The 19,247-nt window shown below is 51.5% G+C and carries 15 protein-coding genes; 12 read left to right on the forward strand and 3 right to left on the reverse strand.

Features of this window, described 5'->3' with window-relative positions; genetic code table 11:
* Positions 1-178 precede the first annotated feature (178 nt).
* From LIZ87_RS06530 to hydA, 3 genes are all read left to right on the forward strand, one after another.
* On the forward strand, positions 179-418 hold the full coding sequence (locus LIZ87_RS06530; RefSeq protein ID WP_178315450.1) for a DUF3343 domain-containing protein: 240 nt from the start codon (positions 179-181) through the stop codon (positions 416-418).
* Positions 402-3,098 carry a selenium-dependent xanthine dehydrogenase gene (gene xdh, locus LIZ87_RS06535; RefSeq protein WP_227145914.1) on the forward strand — a complete coding sequence of 899 codons (2,697 nt, stop codon included), beginning with the start codon at positions 402-404 and terminating at the stop codon, positions 3,096-3,098. The genes LIZ87_RS06530 and xdh overlap by 17 nt, the downstream gene beginning before the upstream one ends.
* Positions 3,099-3,244: 146 nt before the next feature.
* Positions 3,245-4,627 carry a dihydropyrimidinase gene (gene hydA / locus LIZ87_RS06540; RefSeq protein WP_227145916.1) on the forward strand — a complete coding sequence of 461 codons (1,383 nt, stop codon included), beginning with the start codon at positions 3,245-3,247 and terminating at the stop codon, positions 4,625-4,627.
* 229 nt (positions 4,628-4,856) lie between these two features.
* On the opposite strand, the gene LIZ87_RS06545 is transcribed toward hydA, so the two are convergent.
* The gene (locus tag LIZ87_RS06545) at positions 4,857-5,588 is read right to left on the reverse strand and encodes an ATP-binding protein (protein WP_227145918.1); all 732 of its coding nucleotides are present in this window, start codon (positions 5,586-5,588) and stop codon (positions 4,857-4,859) included.
* A 355-nt stretch (positions 5,589-5,943) separates the two neighbouring features.
* Here LIZ87_RS06545 and LIZ87_RS06550 point away from each other — a divergent pair, with 355 nt between their 5' ends.
* Positions 5,944-6,603 (forward strand): Crp/Fnr family transcriptional regulator, encoded by a 660-nt coding sequence (locus tag LIZ87_RS06550; RefSeq protein WP_227145920.1) that lies wholly within the window; start codon positions 5,944-5,946, stop codon positions 6,601-6,603.
* Between the two features lie 58 nt (positions 6,604-6,661).
* Positions 6,662-7,390 carry a GntR family transcriptional regulator gene (locus LIZ87_RS06555; protein WP_227145922.1) on the forward strand — a complete coding sequence of 243 codons (729 nt, stop codon included), beginning with the start codon at positions 6,662-6,664 and terminating at the stop codon, positions 7,388-7,390.
* Between the two features lie 313 nt (positions 7,391-7,703).
* Here the strand turns inward: LIZ87_RS06555 and LIZ87_RS06560 are convergent, their stop codons facing one another.
* Positions 7,704-8,801: a DUF4397 domain-containing protein gene (locus tag LIZ87_RS06560; protein WP_227145924.1), complete on the reverse strand. Its 1,098-nt coding sequence runs from the start codon at positions 8,799-8,801 to the stop codon at positions 7,704-7,706.
* Between the two features lie 261 nt (positions 8,802-9,062).
* On the opposite strand from LIZ87_RS06560, the gene LIZ87_RS06565 reads away from it, so the two are divergent.
* The 4 genes from LIZ87_RS06565 (at position 9,063) to LIZ87_RS06580 (ending at position 13,469) form a co-directional block, all read left to right on the forward strand.
* Positions 9,063-10,028: a uroporphyrinogen decarboxylase family protein gene (locus LIZ87_RS06565; RefSeq protein WP_178317217.1), complete on the forward strand. Its 966-nt coding sequence runs from the start codon at positions 9,063-9,065 to the stop codon at positions 10,026-10,028.
* 81 nt (positions 10,029-10,109) lie between these two features.
* On the forward strand, positions 10,110-11,552 hold the full coding sequence (locus LIZ87_RS06570; RefSeq protein WP_227145926.1) for an ABC transporter substrate-binding protein: 1,443 nt from the start codon (positions 10,110-10,112) through the stop codon (positions 11,550-11,552).
* Positions 11,553-11,741: 189 nt separating this feature from the next.
* A complete protein-coding gene (locus tag LIZ87_RS06575; RefSeq protein WP_178313157.1) occupies positions 11,742-12,620 on the forward strand; it encodes a carbohydrate ABC transporter permease in 879 nt (292 codons plus the stop codon).
* Between the two features lie 15 nt (positions 12,621-12,635).
* Positions 12,636-13,469, forward strand: coding sequence for a carbohydrate ABC transporter permease (locus LIZ87_RS06580; RefSeq protein WP_178313156.1), 834 nt, complete (start codon positions 12,636-12,638; stop codon positions 13,467-13,469).
* Between the two features lie 44 nt (positions 13,470-13,513).
* Here LIZ87_RS06580 and LIZ87_RS06585 read toward each other — a convergent pair whose 3' ends face one another.
* Positions 13,514-14,131, reverse strand: coding sequence for a DUF1836 domain-containing protein (locus LIZ87_RS06585; protein ID WP_178313155.1), 618 nt, complete (start codon positions 14,129-14,131; stop codon positions 13,514-13,516).
* Positions 14,132-14,451: 320 nt separating this feature from the next.
* Here LIZ87_RS06585 and pcrA point away from each other — a divergent pair, with 320 nt between their 5' ends.
* The 3 genes from pcrA to rlmD all read left to right on the forward strand — a co-directional run bounded on the left by pcrA (position 14,452) and on the right by rlmD (position 19,212).
* Complete coding sequence (pcrA, locus tag LIZ87_RS06590; RefSeq protein ID WP_178313154.1) at positions 14,452-16,794, forward strand: DNA helicase PcrA; 2,343 nt, start codon at positions 14,452-14,454, stop codon at positions 16,792-16,794.
* Between the two features lie 259 nt (positions 16,795-17,053).
* Positions 17,054-17,383, forward strand: coding sequence for a DUF4366 domain-containing protein (locus LIZ87_RS06595; RefSeq protein ID WP_178314794.1), 330 nt, complete (start codon positions 17,054-17,056; stop codon positions 17,381-17,383).
* A gap of 326 nt (positions 17,384-17,709) precedes the next feature.
* Complete coding sequence (rlmD, locus tag LIZ87_RS06600) at positions 17,710-19,212, forward strand: 23S rRNA (uracil(1939)-C(5))-methyltransferase RlmD (protein WP_178314792.1); 1,503 nt, start codon at positions 17,710-17,712, stop codon at positions 19,210-19,212.
* Positions 19,213-19,247: the final 35 nt, after the last annotated feature.

Here is a 19,247-nt window from a genome sequence, read left to right on the forward strand (position 1 = left end):
GAAAACAAAACCTGCATGCTCGGAAGGAAGGTTTTCCTTCCGGGTATGTTTATCCATTATTTGTTAAAAAAGTAACGTTATTTTTGAATGAGAATATCGCTTTTTAGAATTGATCATGATAAAATATAATTAGCAAAACTTATAAATGACGGAGTGCAGGATACAGGAGGTGTCCCTCATGGCAAGGGAAAAGACGAGGAGGGTGGTATTTACCTTCCATACAACCACAATGGCTATGATGATGGAGCAGTGTGCCAGAAAGACAGGCGCACAGGGCCGCCTGATCCCTGTGCCCAGGCAGATAAGCGCCGGATGCGGCATGGCGTGGAGTGCTCCGGCAGAGGAGAGGCAGGGACTGGAGTCCCTGATACGGGAAAATGGGATAGAAGTGGAGGGGAGTTATGAGCTCTTATTGTAAGCTATGGATCAACGGTCAGGAGATCGAGGCAGATGCTGACCGCAAATTAATGGACGTACTCAGAAATGATCTGCGTCTGAAATCCGTCAAGGATGGCTGCTCCGAGGGAGCCTGCGGAACATGTACGGTCCTGATCGACGGAAAGGCGACAAAGTCCTGTGTCCAGAAGATCGGCCGCTTGGAGGGAAAGCATATCCTGACAGTGGAGGGCTTAAGTGAACGGGAGAAGGAAGTGTATGCATATGCCTTTGGGGAGGCGGGAGCTGTGCAGTGCGGCTTCTGCATTCCCGGCATGGTGATGTGTGCAAAGGGACTGATCGATGTGAACCCCAATCCCTCCAGAGTGGAGGCAGCCTTTGCTATCAGGAACAACTACTGCCGCTGTACCGGATACAAGAAGATCATCGACGGTATCATTCTGGCAGCGGAGATGCTGAGAGAGGATCTTTCACCGGAAGAGCAGGAGACACGCATCAAAGTAGGAAGCCGGTTCCACCGTGTGGATGCAAGGGATAAGGTGCTGGGGACCGGAAAATATGCAGATGACCTGGATAAGCTGGATTTTCCGGGGCTGATCTATGGAAGCGCTGTGCGCTCCGCACATCCGAGAGCCATTGTAAAGGCCATCCGCACAGAGAAGGCAAAGGCTTTGCCGGGAGTGGTATGTGTGCTGACGGCAGATGACATTCCGGGCAAGAATAAGGTGGGCCATTTAAAGCAGGACTGGGATACCATGATCGCAGTGGGAGACACCACCAGATACTTAGGAGATGCCATCTGCATCGTAGCGGCAGAGACTCCGGAGATCCTGGAGCAGGCAAAGGCCCTGGTGGAGGTAGAGTACGAGGTGCTGACGCCTGTGACCTGCCCGGCAGAGGCTCTGGCGGAGGGGGCTCCCCTGGTCCATGAGACAGGTAATATCTTAAGCCATGAGCACCTGGTAAGAGGAAATGCGGACGAGGTGATCGCAAAGTCCAAATATAAAGTGACAAGGCACTATGAGACGCCCTGGACAGAGCATGCATTCCTGGAGCCTGAATGCGCAGTGGCAATGCCGTTTGAGGACGGGGTATTTATCTACTCTACAGACCAGGGTACCTATGATACACGCCATGAGACATCCATCCTTCTGGGACTTCCGCCGGAAAAGGTGATCGTGGAAAATATGCTGGTAGGCGGCGGCTTTGGCGGCAAGGAGGATGTAACGGTGCAGCACCAGGCAGCCCTCATCGCCTACATTACAAAGAGAGTGGTAAAGGTAAAGCTCACGAGAAAGGAGAGTATCCTGATCCATCCGAAGCGCCATCCCATGAGCATTGACATGACAACAGCCTGTGATGAGAATGGCTATCTGACAGCCATGAAGGCTGTGGTGGTATCCGATACGGGAGCCTATGCCTCCTTAGGAGGACCTGTGCTCCAGAGAGCATGTACCCATGCGGCAGGGCCTTACAACTATCAGGTCATTGATATTGACGGCACTGCAGTATATACAAACAATCCTCCGGCAGGAGCCTTCCGCGGCTTCGGCGTGACCCAGACCTGCTTTGCCACAGAGATGAATATCAATCTGTTGGCAGAAATGGCCGGCCTTGATCCCTGGGAGATCCGCTGGCGCAATGCCATCCGTCCGGGGCAGGTGCTCCCCAACGGTCAGAAGGCAGACCCGTCCACAGGCCTTGCAGAGACCCTGGAGGCCGTAAAGGATGTGTTCTACAGCGAAAAGTATGCCGGAATCGGCTGTGCCATGAAGAATGCAGGCGTTGGCGTTGGCATTCCTGATACAGGCCGTGTCCGTCTGATCGTGGAGGACGGTAAGGTACATATCCATGCAGGCGCCTCCTGTATCGGCCAGGGCATCGGAACCGTGCTGGTACAGATGGTGGCAGAGGGAGCAGGACTTCCCTGCGACGTCCTTGTGTACCACAATCCAAATACTGCCATGGCTCCGGATTCCGGCACCACCTCCGGTTCCCGCCAGACACTGGTGACAGGTGAGGCCGGCAGAAGGGCTTCAAAGGCCCTCAGAAAGGCATTGTTTGAGGCCACAGGACAGGTGTATGAGGCAGAGTCCATGCCCAGCGGCTATCTTTCCAATGTGATCATCGAGAAGGAGTCCGAGAAAACAGCTGCCGTTCTCTTTGAGGGAGAGGAGCTGGCACTCTTAAATGGACAGGAATTCTATGGAGAGTATCTGGCCCAGACAGACAAAATGGGAGCAGATGTGGATTATCCCGTATCCCATGTGGCTTATGGATATGCCACCCAGGTATGCGTCCTGAACGAGGATGGGACCATCAAGAAGATGGTGGCTGCCCATGATGTGGGCAAGGCGGTCAACGTAAAGAGCGTAGAGGGACAGATCGAAGGCGGCGTTGTCATGGGCTGCGGCTATGCACTGACAGAGCAGTATCCGCTGGATCACTGTGCGCCCACCGCTAAGTACGGTACTCTGGGCCTGTTCCGGGCAGACAAAGCGCCGGAGGTGGAGAGCATTATCATCGAGAAGCCTGGTGTGGATGTGGCCTTTGGAGCCATCGGTATCGGTGAGATCACCTCGATCCCAACGGCTCCCGCAGTGACAGGTGCTTATTATAAATGGAGCGGTGAGTTTGAGACAGAGCTGCCGATCCGGAATACACCTTACTGCAAGAAATCCGCCGCTGCAAAGCGGCCCTAAATTCAGGAATGCCCAATGCGCCCACCAGACTTTTGCGGTGCGGAGGCGCGTCCGTCCGCTGGGCGCAGGAAGGCTTACTGTGAAAAGAAGAAATAATAGATCGATTAGAAAAGCCGATTAAGAAAAGCGGCAGGAGGCAGCAGCTTATGAGACAGATTATAAAAGGCGGAACAGTAGTGACAGGAAGCGGAAGCTTTCCGGCAGATGTGCTCATAGAAGGGGAGAAGATCCTGGCTGTGGGAACCCCTTCGGAGATGGAGCGATTGGGAGGGGAGGAGGCCGTGGCAGTGGATGCAGAGGGCTGCCTTCTGTTCCCCGGCTTTATTGACGCACACACCCATTTTGACCTTCATGTGGCGGGGACGGTGACGGCGGATGATTTTGCCACGGGCACCAAGGCAGCTCTTCGGGGAGGCACCACCTCCATCATTGACTTCGGAACCCAGTATCCGGGGGAAAGCCTGGCAGAGGGACTGAAAAACTGGCATGAAAAGGCAGACGGAAAATGCTCCTGTGATTACGGCTTTCACATGTCCATAACGGAGTGGACGCCTTCTGTGTGTGAGGAGGTCCAGGACATGATGGATCAGGGCATCACCTCCTTTAAGCTCTATATGACATATGATACACAGGTGGATGACGAGACTATTTTTAAGATCCTGAGGCGGTTAAAGGAAGTGGGCGGCATCACGGGAGTCCATTGTGAGAACAGCGGCATGATCGCCGCCCTTCAGGAGGAGGCGAAGAAGGCAGGCAGGCTGGGAGTGGAAAGCCATCCTGCCACCAGGCCGGATGCTGCGGAGGCAGAGGCCATCGGCAGGCTGCTGCGCCTGGCAGAGGTGGCAGATGTTCCGGTGGTTGTGGTGCATCTCACCTGCAAGGCTGGCTATGATGTCATCATGGAAGCCAGAAGGCGGGGCCAGAGGGTGTATACGGAGACCTGTCCTCAGTATCTTTTGATGGATGACAGCCTTTACAGCCTTCCGGGAACAGAGGGGCTCAAGTATGTCTGCGCACCTCCCCTCAGGAAAAAGGAGGACCAGGACTGCCTCTGGAGAGCTCTGGAGGATGGGACAATCCAGACAGTATCCACAGACCACTGCAGTTTTACCACAGGGCAGAAGCTGCTGGGAAAAGACGATTTCACGAAGATCCCAGGCGGAATGCCCGGAGTGGAGACGAGAGGAACGCTTCTCTATACCTTTGGCGTGGATGCGGGAAGAATCTCAAAGGAGACTATGTGCCGCGTTCTCTCTGAAAATCCCGCAAAGCTTTACGGACTTTATCCGAAAAAGGGAGTGATCGCTCCGGGAAGCGATGCAGATATCGTGATCCTCCGGACCGGAGTTTCCGACACCATCACGGCTGCGGACCAGATACAGAATGTAGACTATGCGCCCTTTGAGGGAACAAAGGTCACAGGCTGCATTGAGCGGGTATTCCTGAGAGGAACCCAGGCAGTGAAGGACGGCCAGGTCGTGGAGCCGGGGCTGGGAAGGTTCCTTGAGAGAGGAAAGTACGAGCTGTAGCTGCCGGAGGAGGGCAGCGCAGGATGGCTGCCGGGTATCGGCAGAAGCTTGGCGGGAGCTGTGAAGGAAAGACGGAACAGATCATAGCAGGCAGAAACGGTGAAAACAGGCGAAAGCGGGTCAGGGAAGCCGGAAAATGAAAGCTCTGACAGGAATACAGGCACAGAAGTCCTTTGGATTCTCTGTGCCTGTTTGTGTGGCTTTTGTCATAAGGAGGCGGCGCGCCCGCTTACTCGCTCACGATCCTTCCATCTGTTGAGATGACCACTACCTGCCATGGAATGAACTTCCCGCTGTCCTGCAGGGCACGCTTTGCGGCCTGCTCCAAGCCGCCGCAGCAGGGAACCTCCATGCGGACAATGGTAACGCTCCTTACATCATTTTCCCGGATAATGGCAGTCAGCTTTTCCGCATAGTCCACGCTGTCAAGCTTTGGGCAGCCAACCAGGGTGATGCGGTTCTTGATAAAACGGTTGTGGAAATCACCGTAGGCATAAGCCGTACAGTCAGCGGCGATCAGCAGGCTTGCACCCTTAAAGTAGGGGGCATTGACAGGGGCCAGCTTGATCTGAACAGGCCACTGGGAGAGGCGGCTGGGAATCGGAGTATTGTCAGGACAGGCTGAGATATCTGATGCCCGGTGGATCTCCTTTACATTCGTACCAGGGCAGCCGCAGGGAAGGGGGGCATCTTGGGATGAGGTGTGAGCCCCGGAATGGGCGGCTGCAGCCTGGCGGGCCTTTACAGCTGCCTCATCATAAGCCGCTGCCTCCCGCTCCACAAAGGTGATGGCCCCGGTAGGGCAGGTGGGCAGGCAGTCTCCTAAACCGTCACAGTAGTCGTCCTTTAACAGTACGGCCTTACCATTTATCATGCCAATGGCGCCTTCATGGCATGCGGCGGCACAGGCTCCGCAGCCATTGCATGTTTCTTCATCGATATGGATGATCCTACGAATCATATATGTTATCCTCCTAATTGTTTTTCTCTCCGTTTCCGCACTTTGCGCCGTGGCTGCCGGGAGGAGGGCTGGGGCGACTTTGCAGGATATTAGAAGCACTTAGTCAGCTGGTTTTTTCGTTCAGAGCAACATCAATGATTGTTTGAGCGTAGCGAGTTGCGTTGATGTTGCTCTGGCTTTTAGAAAAAAACAGGTGTCTTAGTGCTTCTTATATCCGAAACCGGAGCATCCAGCCCTCCTCCCGGCAGCAACGGCGCAAAGTGCGGAAACGGAGGAGTTTTCTCCTTGACGTTTCTCCCACATTATAATATGATATTTAAAATAAATCTGTTGTATTTACAACGAAAGGAAGGCTATGGGACAGTTTTCACAGATAAAAGACCGGTCAGGCCTTTTGAAAGGGATCAAAGAAGATGAGATAGAGTCCATGCTGGAATGCCTGTCAGCGGTGAAAAAAGGCTACCGGAAGGGGGAATACGTGTTCCGCCGGGGTGACCGCGTTTCCAGTGCGGCCCTGCTGTTAGAGGGCTGTATCCATATCCAGAAGGAGGACTACTGGGGGAATTTAAGCATCCTGAATGAGATCTCTCCGGGGGAGCTCTTCGGCGAGGTCTATGCCTGCCTGGGCAATGAGGAGCTCTTGTATCACGCGGTGGCGGTAAGGGACAGTACGGTACTCTTCATGGATATCAGCCGTATTCTGACTGCCTGCCCCTCAGCTTGTCCCCTGCATGGGCGCCTCATACGGAACCTCTTGACAGTCATGGCATCAAAAAACAAGGCTCTTACCCAGAAGCTGGAGCATATGTCCCAGCGTACCACCAGGGAAAAGCTGTTGTCCTATCTTTCCGAGCAGTCCTTAAAGGCAGGAGGTCCGGCTTTTGACCTGCCCTTTAACCGCCAGCAGCTGGCGGATTTCCTTTCTGTGGACAGGAGCGCCATGTCAAATGAACTCTGCAAGATGCGGGATGAGGGGATATTGGCCTTTGAGAGGAATCATTTTATACTGTTTTAACCTGGAATTCACAAAAATTAGTGATTGAAGAATGGGCGGGAACCTCGTATAATGAAAAATGTTTACAAATATGGAGATCTATGATCCATGGGAAAAGCGGGGAGAAAGCGGGATGAAGGAAAGAAAAACATTAAAAGAGAAAGTGGTAGAGGGCATATACCGCGATGTTGAAGAAGGCTTTTATAAGCCTAATGACATTATCAATGAAGGAGAGATCATTGAGCGCTATGCCATGAGCAAATCCCCGGTGAGGGAGGCCTTGATCGAGCTCTGCAAGGATGGAGTGCTGAAAAGTATTCCCAGAGTGGGATACCAGGTGGTGCAGATCTCGTTAAAGGAAATCCTGGATCTCTTAGAGGTGCGCATTGATCTGGAGACAGCAAACCTGAGGCGGCTTGCACCCAGGCTGACGGAAAAGGACATGGAGGAGCTAAGGCAGCTTGACACCATAACAAAGGACAATGATGTGCGGACTGTGACCATTCACTGGGACAGGAACACGGATTTTCATTTAAAACTCTGCCAGCTGGGAGGAAATGTATATCTCTGCGGTGTGATCGAGACGGCTCTGCGCAAATCCTGTCAGTATGTGGCCCAGTATTTCCAGGAGGCTTGGAATAAAAATGCGGAATCCAACAGCTTTTATCACAAAGCAGTTATAGAGGCTCTGGAGCAGGAAGATACGGAGAAAGCCATTGAAATGCTCCGGAAGGATATTTTGAATGTGAAGCAGCAGATACAGGAAAATTATTTTTTTAATCCCTCCTTTCGCGATGGAGTGAGATAGCGATACCCTCAGTAGATAAGGAAATCTGAAACGGAAATAAAACAAAAGGGCCCCAGGGCCTTGCGGCTTTTGAGATATTCTCAGGCTGCAGGGCCCTGGGGCCTTTTTGTTACATGGGAAACTCCTCCAGAGCCTCCCATGTAATAAAAAGCCCGGCCGGCAGGATCGCAACCCTAAAGGGGCTTGTTCACTAAGCCCGTTACGCTCGCTAAGTGAGCCAATGCCTGCGGCGGATAGGGATAATGCCGCGAAAGCGACCCGCCGAAGGCAGGGAAGTCCGCAAGCAGGCTTCTTTGCTGCGGGAAATGCTGATCTAGTAGACCAGATCGCTTTCCAGGGAGAGAAGCTGCACGGAAGGCAGCTGATAGGCGCGGCCAATGGTATATAAGGTATAGGTAACACCGTTCATAAAGGTGACATTGGAGGAGGCCAGGAGTGCGACCCTGGTATTGCTGCACTCCACATAGGTGTCTGCCATGAAGATAGAGCTTCCGGCGGGGCAGTTGGTGGATTCCGAGACAGCTGCCCGGTAGGAGCCCTGGCGAATCGCCCGGTAGTTTGTAACGCCGAAGGTATTGACATTTTGGAATACCCGTCCGATGCCGGAGAGGAATACATCTGTGGGGCCGCTGTTGGGGGACAGGTTCACGGCGCGGACACAGGCGGAATTCTGGTTGCGGCATGGCATATCAGTCAGCTGCAGGAGCGAGATGCCGGACCCATTGTTCACAATGGAAATGGTGTAGGCGGTTCCATTGTTAAAGTAGAAGGAACCCTGGTAAAGAAGAAAGCCGGTGCTGGAGTTGAAGACCTGGACTGTCCGGTAGCCTGAATTTTCAAGGTAATAGGGTGTGAAATTGCCAAACTGCAGGCGGTTGATCACGGTGCGTCCGCCCAAACGGATGTTGACGGGAAGCTGGCCCGTGGCGGCATAGAGGAAACGGACGTTGCTCTGTCCTGTGGTGGTCTGTCCGGTCTGCCCCGGTATCACAACCGTTGGAAAGATCACGGGTGCGCATCCGGTGCAGCCGGACCAGGAAGTTCCCGGTGAAATGGTGATGCTTCCGGTGTTATTGCTGCCGGATGAAGGAGGTCCCCAGGATGGGGTTTCCGGTGAAATGGGAGCAAAGCCGGCATCATTGTCCCCGGAGGGAGGTCCCCAGGATGGAGTTTCCGGTGAAATGGGGGCAAAACCGGCATCATTGTCCCCGGAGGGAGGCCCCCAGGACGGGGTTTCCGGTGAAATAGGAGCAAAACCGGCATCGTTGTTGCCGGAGTAGGATTCTTCGGCAGAAGTTTCTGCGGCTTCCAGCCGGAGATTCCTGGAATTTCCGTTTTCAGTCCTTAAAGACTCTTCGCTGTTATTGTTGATATACAAGATCGTTCCAGTCCTTTCTACCACCATATTCATCACATGTGGTTATGATAAAATATGTCTTTTGGGGGCGGGATGTTACAGAAAAGAAACGGGTTGAGCAAAAAGAAACATATTGTAATAGAAATAACGGAAAGTGATGAGCAATTTAGCACAAAGGAAAATATCGAATAATTGAATGATAAAATAAAAATGCACAAAAAACATTTGACATATATGTTGGAGGATGTTATAATCTAAATTGGTAAGATTAGTAATAATATTACAAATATTATCAAAATACAGGAGGAAAGGGCAATGACAAAAAGAGAGAGAGTCATCGCAGCAATTGAGGGAAGGGAAACGGATGCAGTTCCCTGCGGTTTTTCCCTTCATTTTCCAAAGGAGCAGGCATATGGAGCAGCAGCCGTGGACACTCATATCAAATTTTTTGAGGAGACCGACACGGATATCTTAAAGATCATGAATGAAAACCTGGTTCCTTATATGGGCGAGATCAACAAGGGTTCTGATTACAGCCTGGTACGTGAGATGTCAATGAAAGACCAGTTTATGCAGGATCAGGTGGCACTGGTAAAGAGCATTCTGGAGCGCTGCGATAAGGACGCATTCACTCTGGGAACTCTGCATGGGATCACGGCTTCCTCCATCCATCCCTTAGAGAAGATGGATCCCAGCTATACATATGACGGAGTGAGAGAGAAGCTCTGCAGACTTCTTCATGAGGATAGGGACACGGTGTTAGCAGGTATGCAGCGGATCGCTGATGTGATGTGCGAGCTGGCAAAGACCTATATTGAGTTGGGCGTGGACGGCGTGTACTATGCAGCCTTAGGAGGAGAGACAAGATTTTTCACTGATGAAGAGTTTGAAGCCTATATTAAGCCCTTTGACCTGCAGATCATGAAGGCTGTCAAGGATGCAGGCGGCTACTGTTTCTTACATATCTGTAAGGACCAGCTCAACATGGAGCGCTATAAGGACTACGGTCAGTATGCAGATGTAGTAAACTGGGGTGTTTATGAGGCTCCCTATTCCCTGGAGGAGGGAAGAAAGCTGTTCCCGAATACAGCCATCATGGGCGGTCTTCCAAACCGTCACGGAGTACTGGTAGACGGTCCTGCAGAGGCAGTAAAGGCAGAGGTGCACAACGTGGTCAACAGCTTTGGGAAAAAGGGCTTTATCCTGGGAGCTGATTGTACCCTGGCAACGGAACAGGATATGGGGCTCTTAAAGGCAGCTGTGGAAGCGGCAAGAGAGTAGAAAATGAACATGATAAAATGTACTTTGGTCGAGTACAAAGAGACTTCGAGAGTACATTAAAGTAAAAAGGAGGAAATAAACATGAAAAAAAGAGGAATTGCGCTGGCACTTACAGTTGCCATGGTGGCAGGAAGCCTTGCAGGCTGTGCAGGAGGCTCAAAGGCTTCTGACGGAAACGGAGGGACAGCAGGGACATCTGCAGCGGGCGCCCAGGCAGAGGCAGGCGAAAAGCCGGCAGAGGGAGGAGAGTCCGGAGAAGTACAGGTATTCCCGGCAGGCACTCTGACTGTATATGCCATGGGAAATCCGCAGTACAGGCAGCAGTGGTTTGAGACCTGGCTGGAGAACCACAGGGACATCGCACCAGAGGTAAAGATCGAGTTTGTACAGACAGAGGGAACAGCAGACATCAGAGAGAAGATCACTATGACTGCTCTTTCAGGTGCAACGGAGGATCTCCCGGATGCAGCAATGCTGGATCCGGTCACCATCATGGATCTTGCAAAGGCAGGGCTGTTAAAGGATGAGACAGAATATCTCACTCCCCTCATTGACAAGATGGTAGACGGGGCTACCACAGATGCTACCATCAGCGGACATATCTACGCTCTGCCGGATTCTGTACGGCCTCAGGTGCTGTTCTACAATCAGGAGATCTTTGATACATACGGCATAGATCCTGAGATGATGAAGACGATGGACGGCTATATCGAGGCAGGCCGCAAGCTAAAGGAGGAGAGCAACGGAGAGGTATATCTTTCCTATATTGATCCCACCAGCAAGACCTGGAGATACTGGGGACGCCGCGGCCTGATGCCTTCTGCAGGTGCGAAGATCTGGGATGAGAACGGAGAAGTTATCATTGGCACAGACGAGGGTACCAAGAAGGCCCTGGGCGCTTTAGATACCATGAACCAAGAAGGCCTGCTGTTAAAGACCACCATCATGGAGCCGGCTCTTTACGATGCCATCAACAAGAAGCAGGTTGCAACCTTCTGCATCGGTGCATTCTGGGATGAGTTCATGCGCAAAAACTGTGAGGCCACAAAGGGCCAGTGGAGAGTAATGCCCGCACCTGAGTTTGAGGGCGTAGGAAAGGCAGGCGCTCCTGTTTCCCAGTATATGGGAATCATCGAAAAGGGTGATAATCCTTACTCCGAGCTGTTCCGCATGATGTGGTATGATTTTACCTTTGACACTGAGGCAAAGGAAGTATGGGTAAATTCCATGGAAGAGCAGAACGCACCTTACTCCAACCCGGTTTCCACAGAAATGTTAGAGGATCCGTTCTGGAAGGAGCCATCTGACTTCTACGGCGGCCAGTCCTTCCGTGAGATGGAAGGAAAGTGCCTGGAAAATGGCGCAAGCAATCTGGTAGTAACTCCTCAGGATGCAGAGGCAGACGAGATTATCTCCGCTGAGCTGGAGACCTACGTTGCAGGCAATCAGACCATGGAGCAGGCCATCGCCAACATGGATAAGAACTTAAAGGCAAAGATCGGAAAGGCTGAGATCATTCAGTAAATTAGTGTTTTGGCACGTTCACTTCCGGTGGAAAAATAGACAAGGAAGTTCGTCAAAATATGAACGTGTCAGCACACTGGTATGCCGCCTGTCCGGCGGCAGGACCTGTATAGCAATAAAACAGTCAGGGCGGCTTATCGCAACAGAGAGAGCCGCCCGGCTCCGTGAAAATGAAGAAGGAGGTACAGCATGCTTAAGGCACTGAAAAAGTATAAGGCTCCCTATCTGTTCATACTGCCCTTTTTTATCCTGTTCTTTGTGTTCCAGCTTGTTCCCACCATATGGACATTTTACATCAGTCTTACCAACTGGAAGGGGATCGGAACGCCGGAATTCTGTGGGTTCAGTAACTATAAAAAAATGATGATCGACAATATGTTCTGGGAGTCCCTGGGCAATACAGTTGTCTATTGGCTGACAGGCCTCGTCTTCATCCTGTTCTGTGCCCTGCTCATCGCCTGCCTGCTAAACAGCAGGTATTTAAAGAGCAGCAGTGCGCGGGCATTTTTCAAAACAGCCACCTTCCTGCCAAATATCTGCGCGGCCATCGCCATGGGCCTGATCTTCCGTATGCTGTTTGATGAAAATGTGGGCCTGTTCAATGAGCTTATAAGCGTTCTGGGAGGAAGCAAGATCCCCTGGCTTACAAGCACTACCTATTCAAAGATCCCGGTTATCATGCTGAACGTGTGGAGGTACACTCCCTGGTTTACCATGATCCTTTTGTCCGGCCTGTTGAATATTTCCGTTGATTACTATGAGGCAGCCACTGTGGACGGAGCCAATGGGTTTCAGCAGTTCTGGTTTATTACCCTGCCTTCCTTAAAGAACATCCTGTTCTTCTGTTCCGTTACCCTGACTGTGGATATGTGGAAGCTGTTCAATGAATCCTACATTCTGCCGGGACCTGGCACGTCCAACTCCTCCCTGTTCCAATACATGTACGAGTCCGGCTTTAATGTGTTCAATATGGGATATGCATCTGCCATCGGAGTTGTGCTGATCCTTATCCTGATCGTGATCTCCGTGATCCAGTTCATGGTAAGGCATAAGCAGGGCGAGATATAGGAAAGGAGAGTTGAAATGTACCGGAAAAAAGCAATTTCCTCTGGAGTCATATATGGGCTCTTGATACTCATCACCATCATCTGCCTGTTCCCCATTGTGTGGATGTGCCTGATCTCCATCAAGAGCACCTCCGAGAGCATTACAGGCTTTAATTCCATTTTGGTGACACAGCCGACTTTGGCAAATTTTAAGAGACTTTTTGAAATGATACCTGTGGGACAGAATACCTTTAACAGCGTGTTCACCACCATCATGGGCACAGTCACCTCCCTGTTCTTCTGTGCTCTGGCAGGCTTTGCCTTTGCAAAATACAAATTTCCGGGAAGGACCTTCCTGTTCTATTTTGTGATCGCAACCATGCTGGTTCCGCCGGAGGTAGGCTCTGTGCCGCTGTTCATCATCATGAAGAAGGTGGGGCTCATCAACAGCCTGTGGTCTCTGGTGGTTCCCAGGATCGCAACGGCAGTGGGTATTTTCTATATGAACCAATATATCACAGATGTGCCTGACGAACTGGTGGAGGCTGCGCGGATCGATGGCTGTACGGACTTCGGCATTTTCATGAAGATCATCCTCCCTGTGATCAAGCCGGCCATGGCCTCCTGGGGCGCCATCACCCTGATCGCCAGGTGGAATGACTTCTTCTGGCCGCTGCTCTACTTGAGAAAGCAGGCAAAATATACGCTGATGGTAACCATCTCCCTGCTTCCGGTCAGTGAGGGACTGTCCACCCCATGGCCCGTCATCCTGGCAGGAACCACTCTGGTCATTATCCCGATCATACTTTTGTACCTGGTGCTGGAGCGTTTCCAGAAGGCAGGTATGATGGAGGGTGCCGTAAAGGGATAAAAAACATGCATTATCCGGCTGTATGGCTGGATAATGCATGTTTTTTACTTTTTCTTTGAGGAAGGGCACTCCTCCCGCAGCTGGTCAGCCAGCATTTCGATCATCTGGGTCTTTAAGTATACGTCAAAGGACAGCTCGCAGATAAAGGAAAACAGCTTCAGGTAATCCTTATCCCCTTCATCCACCGGGGCATCCCCGAAGGTCTCCTGAGCGCGCCTGAACTTCTCGGAAATGTTTGTCTTAAGCTCCTCCATCTCCAGCTCCTCCAACGTAAACACCTCCCGGTAAATGTCTGCCAGAGACAGCTCTGATTCCTTCCGGGAAAAATGCTTTGCAGTGAGAGGCGCAAAGATCGTCTCGATATCGGAAAAGGACAGCAGGCTCTTGAAGTAATAGATAAAAATGAGCATCAGCATGTGGTCCTTGGAATATTTTTTCTTGATCGGAGGCGGGAGAAGATTATTTTTGGCATAATTGTTGATCATGGTCTTTGTTAAGACCTTGTCGTCAGGATGGCGCTTCGTATCCCTTAAATGCTCCTCCATAAAGGTTGTGACCTGATCCATATATAGATCAATATCGGGGATCTGCTCCGGCTTTACATGTGTTTGTGTATTCAGAAAGGCCAGCAGTTCCTTCAGTCGTTCTTCATTTGTTCTCATTCGCTGTCACCTCTAGTTTGATTCCCGCGGACAATGAGCCAAGTGTCATGCCTTCACGCACATTTGGCGGCTGCCGCGAGGGTCACATACCCCGCCGCTCTGCAGCGCTGCAAGTTTGATGCCTGTTGCTTGCAGTGGGGTTGTTGGCTGTCATATGCTGTCTTTATTATATAGTATTAAAAACTAGATGACAAGGAGAAAATGTGGTTTCTTTTGGAGAGTCCATCTGTTTTGGTTTGCCTGGACTCGCAGGTGAAAATATGGTAAACTGTTTCCATTGGCTATAAGCCATAAATGAGAACGAAAAGGCGGTAACAGAAATGAGCATTTACGATACATTAAATCCCATGCAGAAGGAGGCTGTCCTTCACACAGAGGGACCTCTCCTTATTCTGGCGGGAGCCGGATCCGGGAAGACCAGGGTTCTGACCCACAGGGCGGCCTACCTGATCGAGGAGAAGCAGGTGAATCCCTGGAACATCATGGCCATTACCTTTACCAACAAGGCCGCCGGAGAGATGCGGGAGCGGGTGGATAAGCTGGTGGGCTTTGGCGCGGAGAGTATCTGGGTCAGCACCTTCCATTCCTCCTGCGTCCGCATCCTGCGCCGCCACATTGAACATCTGGGATACACCACCAGCTTTTCCATCTACGACAGTGACGACCAGAAGACACTGATGAAGCAGGTGTTTAAGATCCTGGATGTGGATACGAAGCAGTTTAAGGAGCGGTCTGTGCTGGGGGTGATCTCCTCGGCAAAGGACAAGCTGATCATGCCGGAGGAATTTCTCATAAGTGCAGGAGGGGACTTCAGGCAGAGGAGGATCGGGGAGATCTATAAGGAATACCAGAAGCAGCTAAAGAAGAACAATGCCCTGGATTTCGATGACCTGATCGTAAAGACCGTGGAGCTGCTTAAGAATAATCCGGAGGTGTTAAATTACTACCAGGAGCGCTTCCGCTATATCATGGTGGACGAGTACCAGGATACCAATTTAGCTCAGTTCAAACTCATAAGCCTTTTGGCCGGAAAATACAAAAACCTTTGCGTAGTAGGCGATGACGACCAGTCCATTTACCGGTTTAGGGGAGCGGATATTGAAAATATCTTGAGCTTTGAGGAGGCATTTCCGGGGGCAAGGGTCATCAAGCTGGAGCAGAATTACCGCTCCACCCAGAACATCTTAAATGCAGCCAACGGTGTTATCCGCCACAACAGGGGAAGGAAGGACAAGACCCTTTGGACAGCCAATGGCGAGGGGGATCTGGTCTCTTTTAAGCAGTTTGACACGGCTAAGGATGAGGCGGACTTTATTGCCAGGCAGATCAGAGACAGCGGGCTGGCCTATCATGACCAGGCAGTGCTCTACCGCACCAATGCCCAGTCACGTCTTCTGGAGGAAAGGTGTATTTTCTACAATGTGCCCTACCGCCTGGTGGGAGGTATCAACTTCTACCAGAGAAAGGAGATCAAGGATATTCTGGCCTATCTAAAGACCATTGCCAACGGCGTGGATGACCTGGCAGTGCTGCGCATCATCAATGTGCCGAAGCGGGGGATCGGGGCGACTACCATGGGAAAGGTGACAGCCTTTGCATCCGAGCATGGAATGAGCCTCTATGACACCTTAAAGGAGGCAAAGCAGGTGCCGGGGATCGGCAAGGCAGCCGGAAAGATCGAGGCCTTTGTGATGCAGATGGAGTCCTTCCGCAGGGAGGCGCAGCCGGATGAGCTTTCCCTGCGCGACCTGATAGAGAATATCCTGGAGGACACAGGCTATCAGAAGGAGTTGGAAGAAGAAGGAGAGATCGAGGCCCAGACCCGCCTTGAAAATATCGAGGAGCTGATCAATAAGGCGGTGAGCTACGAGGAGGACAGTGAGAATCCTACTCTGGATGAATTTTTAGAGCAGGTAGCTCTGGTGGCGGATATTGACAGTATGGATGAGTCTGAGGACAGGGTGACGCTCATGACTTTACATAGCGCCAAGGGACTGGAATTTCCGAAGGTCTATCTGGCAGGCATGGAGGACGGCCTGTTCCCCAGTATGATGTCCATTAATTCCGATGACAGGACAGACTTAGAAGAGGAAAGGCGCCTCTGCTATGTGGGCATTACCAGGGCAAAGAAGGAGCTGGTGATGACCTCTGCCAGGCAGCGTATGGTGAATGGGGAGACGAGATACTGCAGGCCCAGCCGTTTTATGGATGAGATACCGCCGGAGCTTCTCCACGAGGACCGACTGGAGCCTGCGCTTTTTGGCTTTGGCGGTCCGGGAAGCAGTGCGGGCAGGAGGCTTTCCGAGGAGGAGGCAGGCCTTCCGTGGAACCAGGCAGGAGGCGTTCAGGCAGCGGGCAGCCAGGGCAAAAGCCGGATGAATACCTTTGGGAAGGGATACAATGCCTATGCTTCAAAGACTGCTTCTCCCAGCGCAGGAAAGGGGAGCGGAGGAAGCAAACCGGCTTTTGGAAAGGCATTTACCGTACAAAAGGCGGCGTCTCTTGACTATGGTCCCGGAGACAGGGTAAAACACAAGCTGTTTGGCGAAGGCACGGTGAAGGAGGTCAAGGATGGTCCGAAGGATTTTGAGGTCACAGTGGAATTTGATACCGCAGGCCAGAAACGGATGTTTGCCTCCTTTGCAAAACTGGATAAAATTTGAATAAATTGGGATAGTAAATTAAAGGGTTCCATGATATAATAATAAAAAATAGTTGAGCGCCGGAGCGCGAAACTATTTGCTACGCAAACGGAGCGAAGCGTAGTTCGCGGTTCCCGCAAGTTTTTATGAAGCGAGGAACGAGCGTAATAAAAAATAGTTGAGCGCCAGAGCGCGAAACTATTTGCTACGCAAACGGAGCGAAGCGTAGTTCGCATTTACCGTTTGCTTTTATGGAGCGAGGAAAGGACGTGTGGTGACTATGAACAGATTTGACAGGGAACGATTTGACGCAATGGGGAAAGAGGCATTAAGCCGCGTAGAGGAGCTTATGAATGCTTCCAAGCTCAATGAGCTGATCCATAAAAGAGAGGAAGACGAGAAAAAGAAAAACTGTATTCTCTGGGTTCTTGCGATCATTGGCGCAGTGGCAGCAGTAGCAGGTATTGCCTATGCAGTATACCGTTTCTTTACACCGGATTATCTAGAGGACTTTGAGGACGATTTTGACGATGACTTTGACGACGACTTCTTTGAAGATGAGGAGCCGGAGAAAAAGGAAGAAAAGCCAGCAGAGGAAAAGGCTGAATAAAGCGTTGTGAGCATGAGAGAGCTGTTGCAGAGATGCGGCAGCTCTTTTTGCGCGGACATTTTTCCGCATCCTGCGCTCCTGCCTAAGGCATAAGGCAAAATGCGGAAGCGAAAGGATTGGACACCTATGGGATTTCTGCTATAATAAAATGAGCTGCGCCATGGTACTCGTCCATGGTATAATTACAGTGAAAGTTCCGTTGCCGGACAGACGGCACGCATTCAGGTATGTCCAATGCGCCCGCCGGACTTTTACGGTGCGGTGGCGCGTCCGCCCGCCGGGCGCATGCAGGTTTAGTAACAAGATAGAAGTAAGGAGAACAGACAATGAAGAAAGGCGATATGTTCGAGGGCGTTGTCCTGCGTATTGATTTTCCAAATAAAGGGATCGTTGAGGCAGAGGGAGAAAAGATCGTGGTAAAAAATGCTCTTCCTGGTCAGAAGATACAGGGAGTGCTGACAAAGAAGAGAAAGGGAAAATGTGAAGGCCGCCTGCTGGCGGTGCTGGAGCCTTCCGGCGCAGAGCAGCAGGAAGAGGCCTGTCCTCACAGCGGGATCTGCGGAGGCTGCCTTTATCAGGGTCTGCCCTATGCAGAACAGTTAAGAATTAAGGAAGGGCAGGTAAAGGCCCTTCTTGACACCGTGGTGGAGGATGGAACCTATGATTTTCAGGGCATCAAGGGCAGTCCCATAGATAAGGGATACCGCAACAAAATGGAATTTTCTTTTGGAGATGAGGTAAAGGATGGTCCCCTTGCCCTGGGAATGCATAAACGGGGAAGCTTTTATGATATTGTCACTACGCCCCATTGCCAGATCGTCCATGAGGATTTCTGCCGCATTTTAGAGACGACGAAAGACTATTTTGAGAAGCTGGGGACGGCATTTTACAGAAAACTGCAGCACAAAGGATATCTGCGCCATCTGCTGGTGCGCCGCGGCGTGAAATCCGGTGAGATCCTGGTGGATCTGGTCACCAGCACCCAGAGGGAGTATCTTAACGGGGGAGCAGAGGGGAGCCCGGATCAAACCGCCTCTTCTCTTACGGAGAGGGAAAAGGAGATCCTGGAGAACTGGAAGGACCGCCTGCTGTCCCTCCCGCTTAAGGGCAGGATCGCCGGGATCCTTCACACGGAAAACGACTCCATGGCAGACGTGGTACAGAACGATGGCACCCATATCCTCTATGGACAGGACTATTTCTACGAGGAGCTTCTGGGGCTTTGCTTCCGCATCAATCCCTTCTCCTTCTTCCAGACCAACTCTCTGGGAGCGGAGGTGCTGTACGAGACAGCCAGAGGCTACGTAGGCGAGACAAAGGACAAGGTAGTCTTTGACCTCTACAGCGGCACCGGCACCATTGCCCAGATCCTGGCTCCTGTGGCAAAAAAGGTAGTGGGAGTAGAGATCGTAGAAGAAGCTGTGGAGGCCGCCCGTGTAAACGCAGGGTTAAACGGCCTTACAAACTGCGAATTTATTGCCGGGGACGTGCTGAAGGTCATCGACAGCCTGACCGACAAGCCAGACCTGATCGTAGTGGACCCGCCCCGTGACGGTATTCATCCGAAGGCACTGGGAAAGATCATTGATTTTGGTGTGGACAGGATCGTCTATATTTCCTGTAAGCCTACCAGTCTGGCAAGGGATCTGGTAGTGTTGCAGGAAGGCGGATACGAGGTGAAAAAAGCCTGTTGCGTGGACATGTTCCCATCTACCGGGAATATTGAAACTGTGTGCCTCTTGAGCAACCGAAAACGCAAACCGGATTCTTATGTGAGATCGAGTTTGGATATGGAAGATTACTATAGGATTAAGGATCAGACGAAATAGTAGAAGAACTTCGGGAGTATGATTCCGAAAGAAAT

The sequence above is a fragment of the Lacrimispora sp. 210928-DFI.3.58 genome (genome assembly GCF_020554865.1).
Taxonomy (GTDB): Bacteria; Bacillota; Clostridia; order Lachnospirales; family Lachnospiraceae; genus Enterocloster.

What these genes read in the sequence shown, in the direction of transcription:
- LIZ87_RS06530 (WP_178315450.1), top strand. Translation starts at nt 179, where the DNA reads ATGGCAAGGGAAAAGACGAGGAGGGTGGTATTTACCTTCCATACAACC.
- xdh (WP_227145914.1), top strand. Translation starts at nt 402, where the DNA reads ATGAGCTCTTATTGTAAGCTATGGATCAACGGTCAGGAGATCGAGGCA.
- hydA (WP_227145916.1), top strand. Translation starts at nt 3,245, where the DNA reads ATGAGACAGATTATAAAAGGCGGAACAGTAGTGACAGGAAGCGGAAGC.
- LIZ87_RS06545 (WP_227145918.1), bottom strand. Translation starts at nt 5,588, where the DNA reads ATGATTCGTAGGATCATCCATATCGATGAAGAAACATGCAATGGCTGC.
- LIZ87_RS06550 (WP_227145920.1), top strand. Translation starts at nt 5,944, where the DNA reads ATGGGACAGTTTTCACAGATAAAAGACCGGTCAGGCCTTTTGAAAGGG.
- LIZ87_RS06555 (WP_227145922.1), top strand. Translation starts at nt 6,662, where the DNA reads ATGTTTACAAATATGGAGATCTATGATCCATGGGAAAAGCGGGGAGAA.
- LIZ87_RS06560 (WP_227145924.1), bottom strand. Translation starts at nt 8,801, where the DNA reads ATGAATATGGTGGTAGAAAGGACTGGAACGATCTTGTATATCAACAAT.
- LIZ87_RS06565 (WP_178317217.1), top strand. Translation starts at nt 9,063, where the DNA reads ATGACAAAAAGAGAGAGAGTCATCGCAGCAATTGAGGGAAGGGAAACG.
- LIZ87_RS06570 (WP_227145926.1), top strand. Translation starts at nt 10,110, where the DNA reads ATGAAAAAAAGAGGAATTGCGCTGGCACTTACAGTTGCCATGGTGGCA.
- LIZ87_RS06575 (WP_178313157.1), top strand. Translation starts at nt 11,742, where the DNA reads ATGCTTAAGGCACTGAAAAAGTATAAGGCTCCCTATCTGTTCATACTG.
- LIZ87_RS06580 (WP_178313156.1), top strand. Translation starts at nt 12,636, where the DNA reads ATGTACCGGAAAAAAGCAATTTCCTCTGGAGTCATATATGGGCTCTTG.
- LIZ87_RS06585 (WP_178313155.1), bottom strand. Translation starts at nt 14,131, where the DNA reads ATGAGAACAAATGAAGAACGACTGAAGGAACTGCTGGCCTTTCTGAAT.
- pcrA (WP_178313154.1), top strand. Translation starts at nt 14,452, where the DNA reads ATGAGCATTTACGATACATTAAATCCCATGCAGAAGGAGGCTGTCCTT.
- LIZ87_RS06595 (WP_178314794.1), top strand. Translation starts at nt 17,054, where the DNA reads ATGAACAGATTTGACAGGGAACGATTTGACGCAATGGGGAAAGAGGCA.
- rlmD (WP_178314792.1), top strand. Translation starts at nt 17,710, where the DNA reads ATGAAGAAAGGCGATATGTTCGAGGGCGTTGTCCTGCGTATTGATTTT.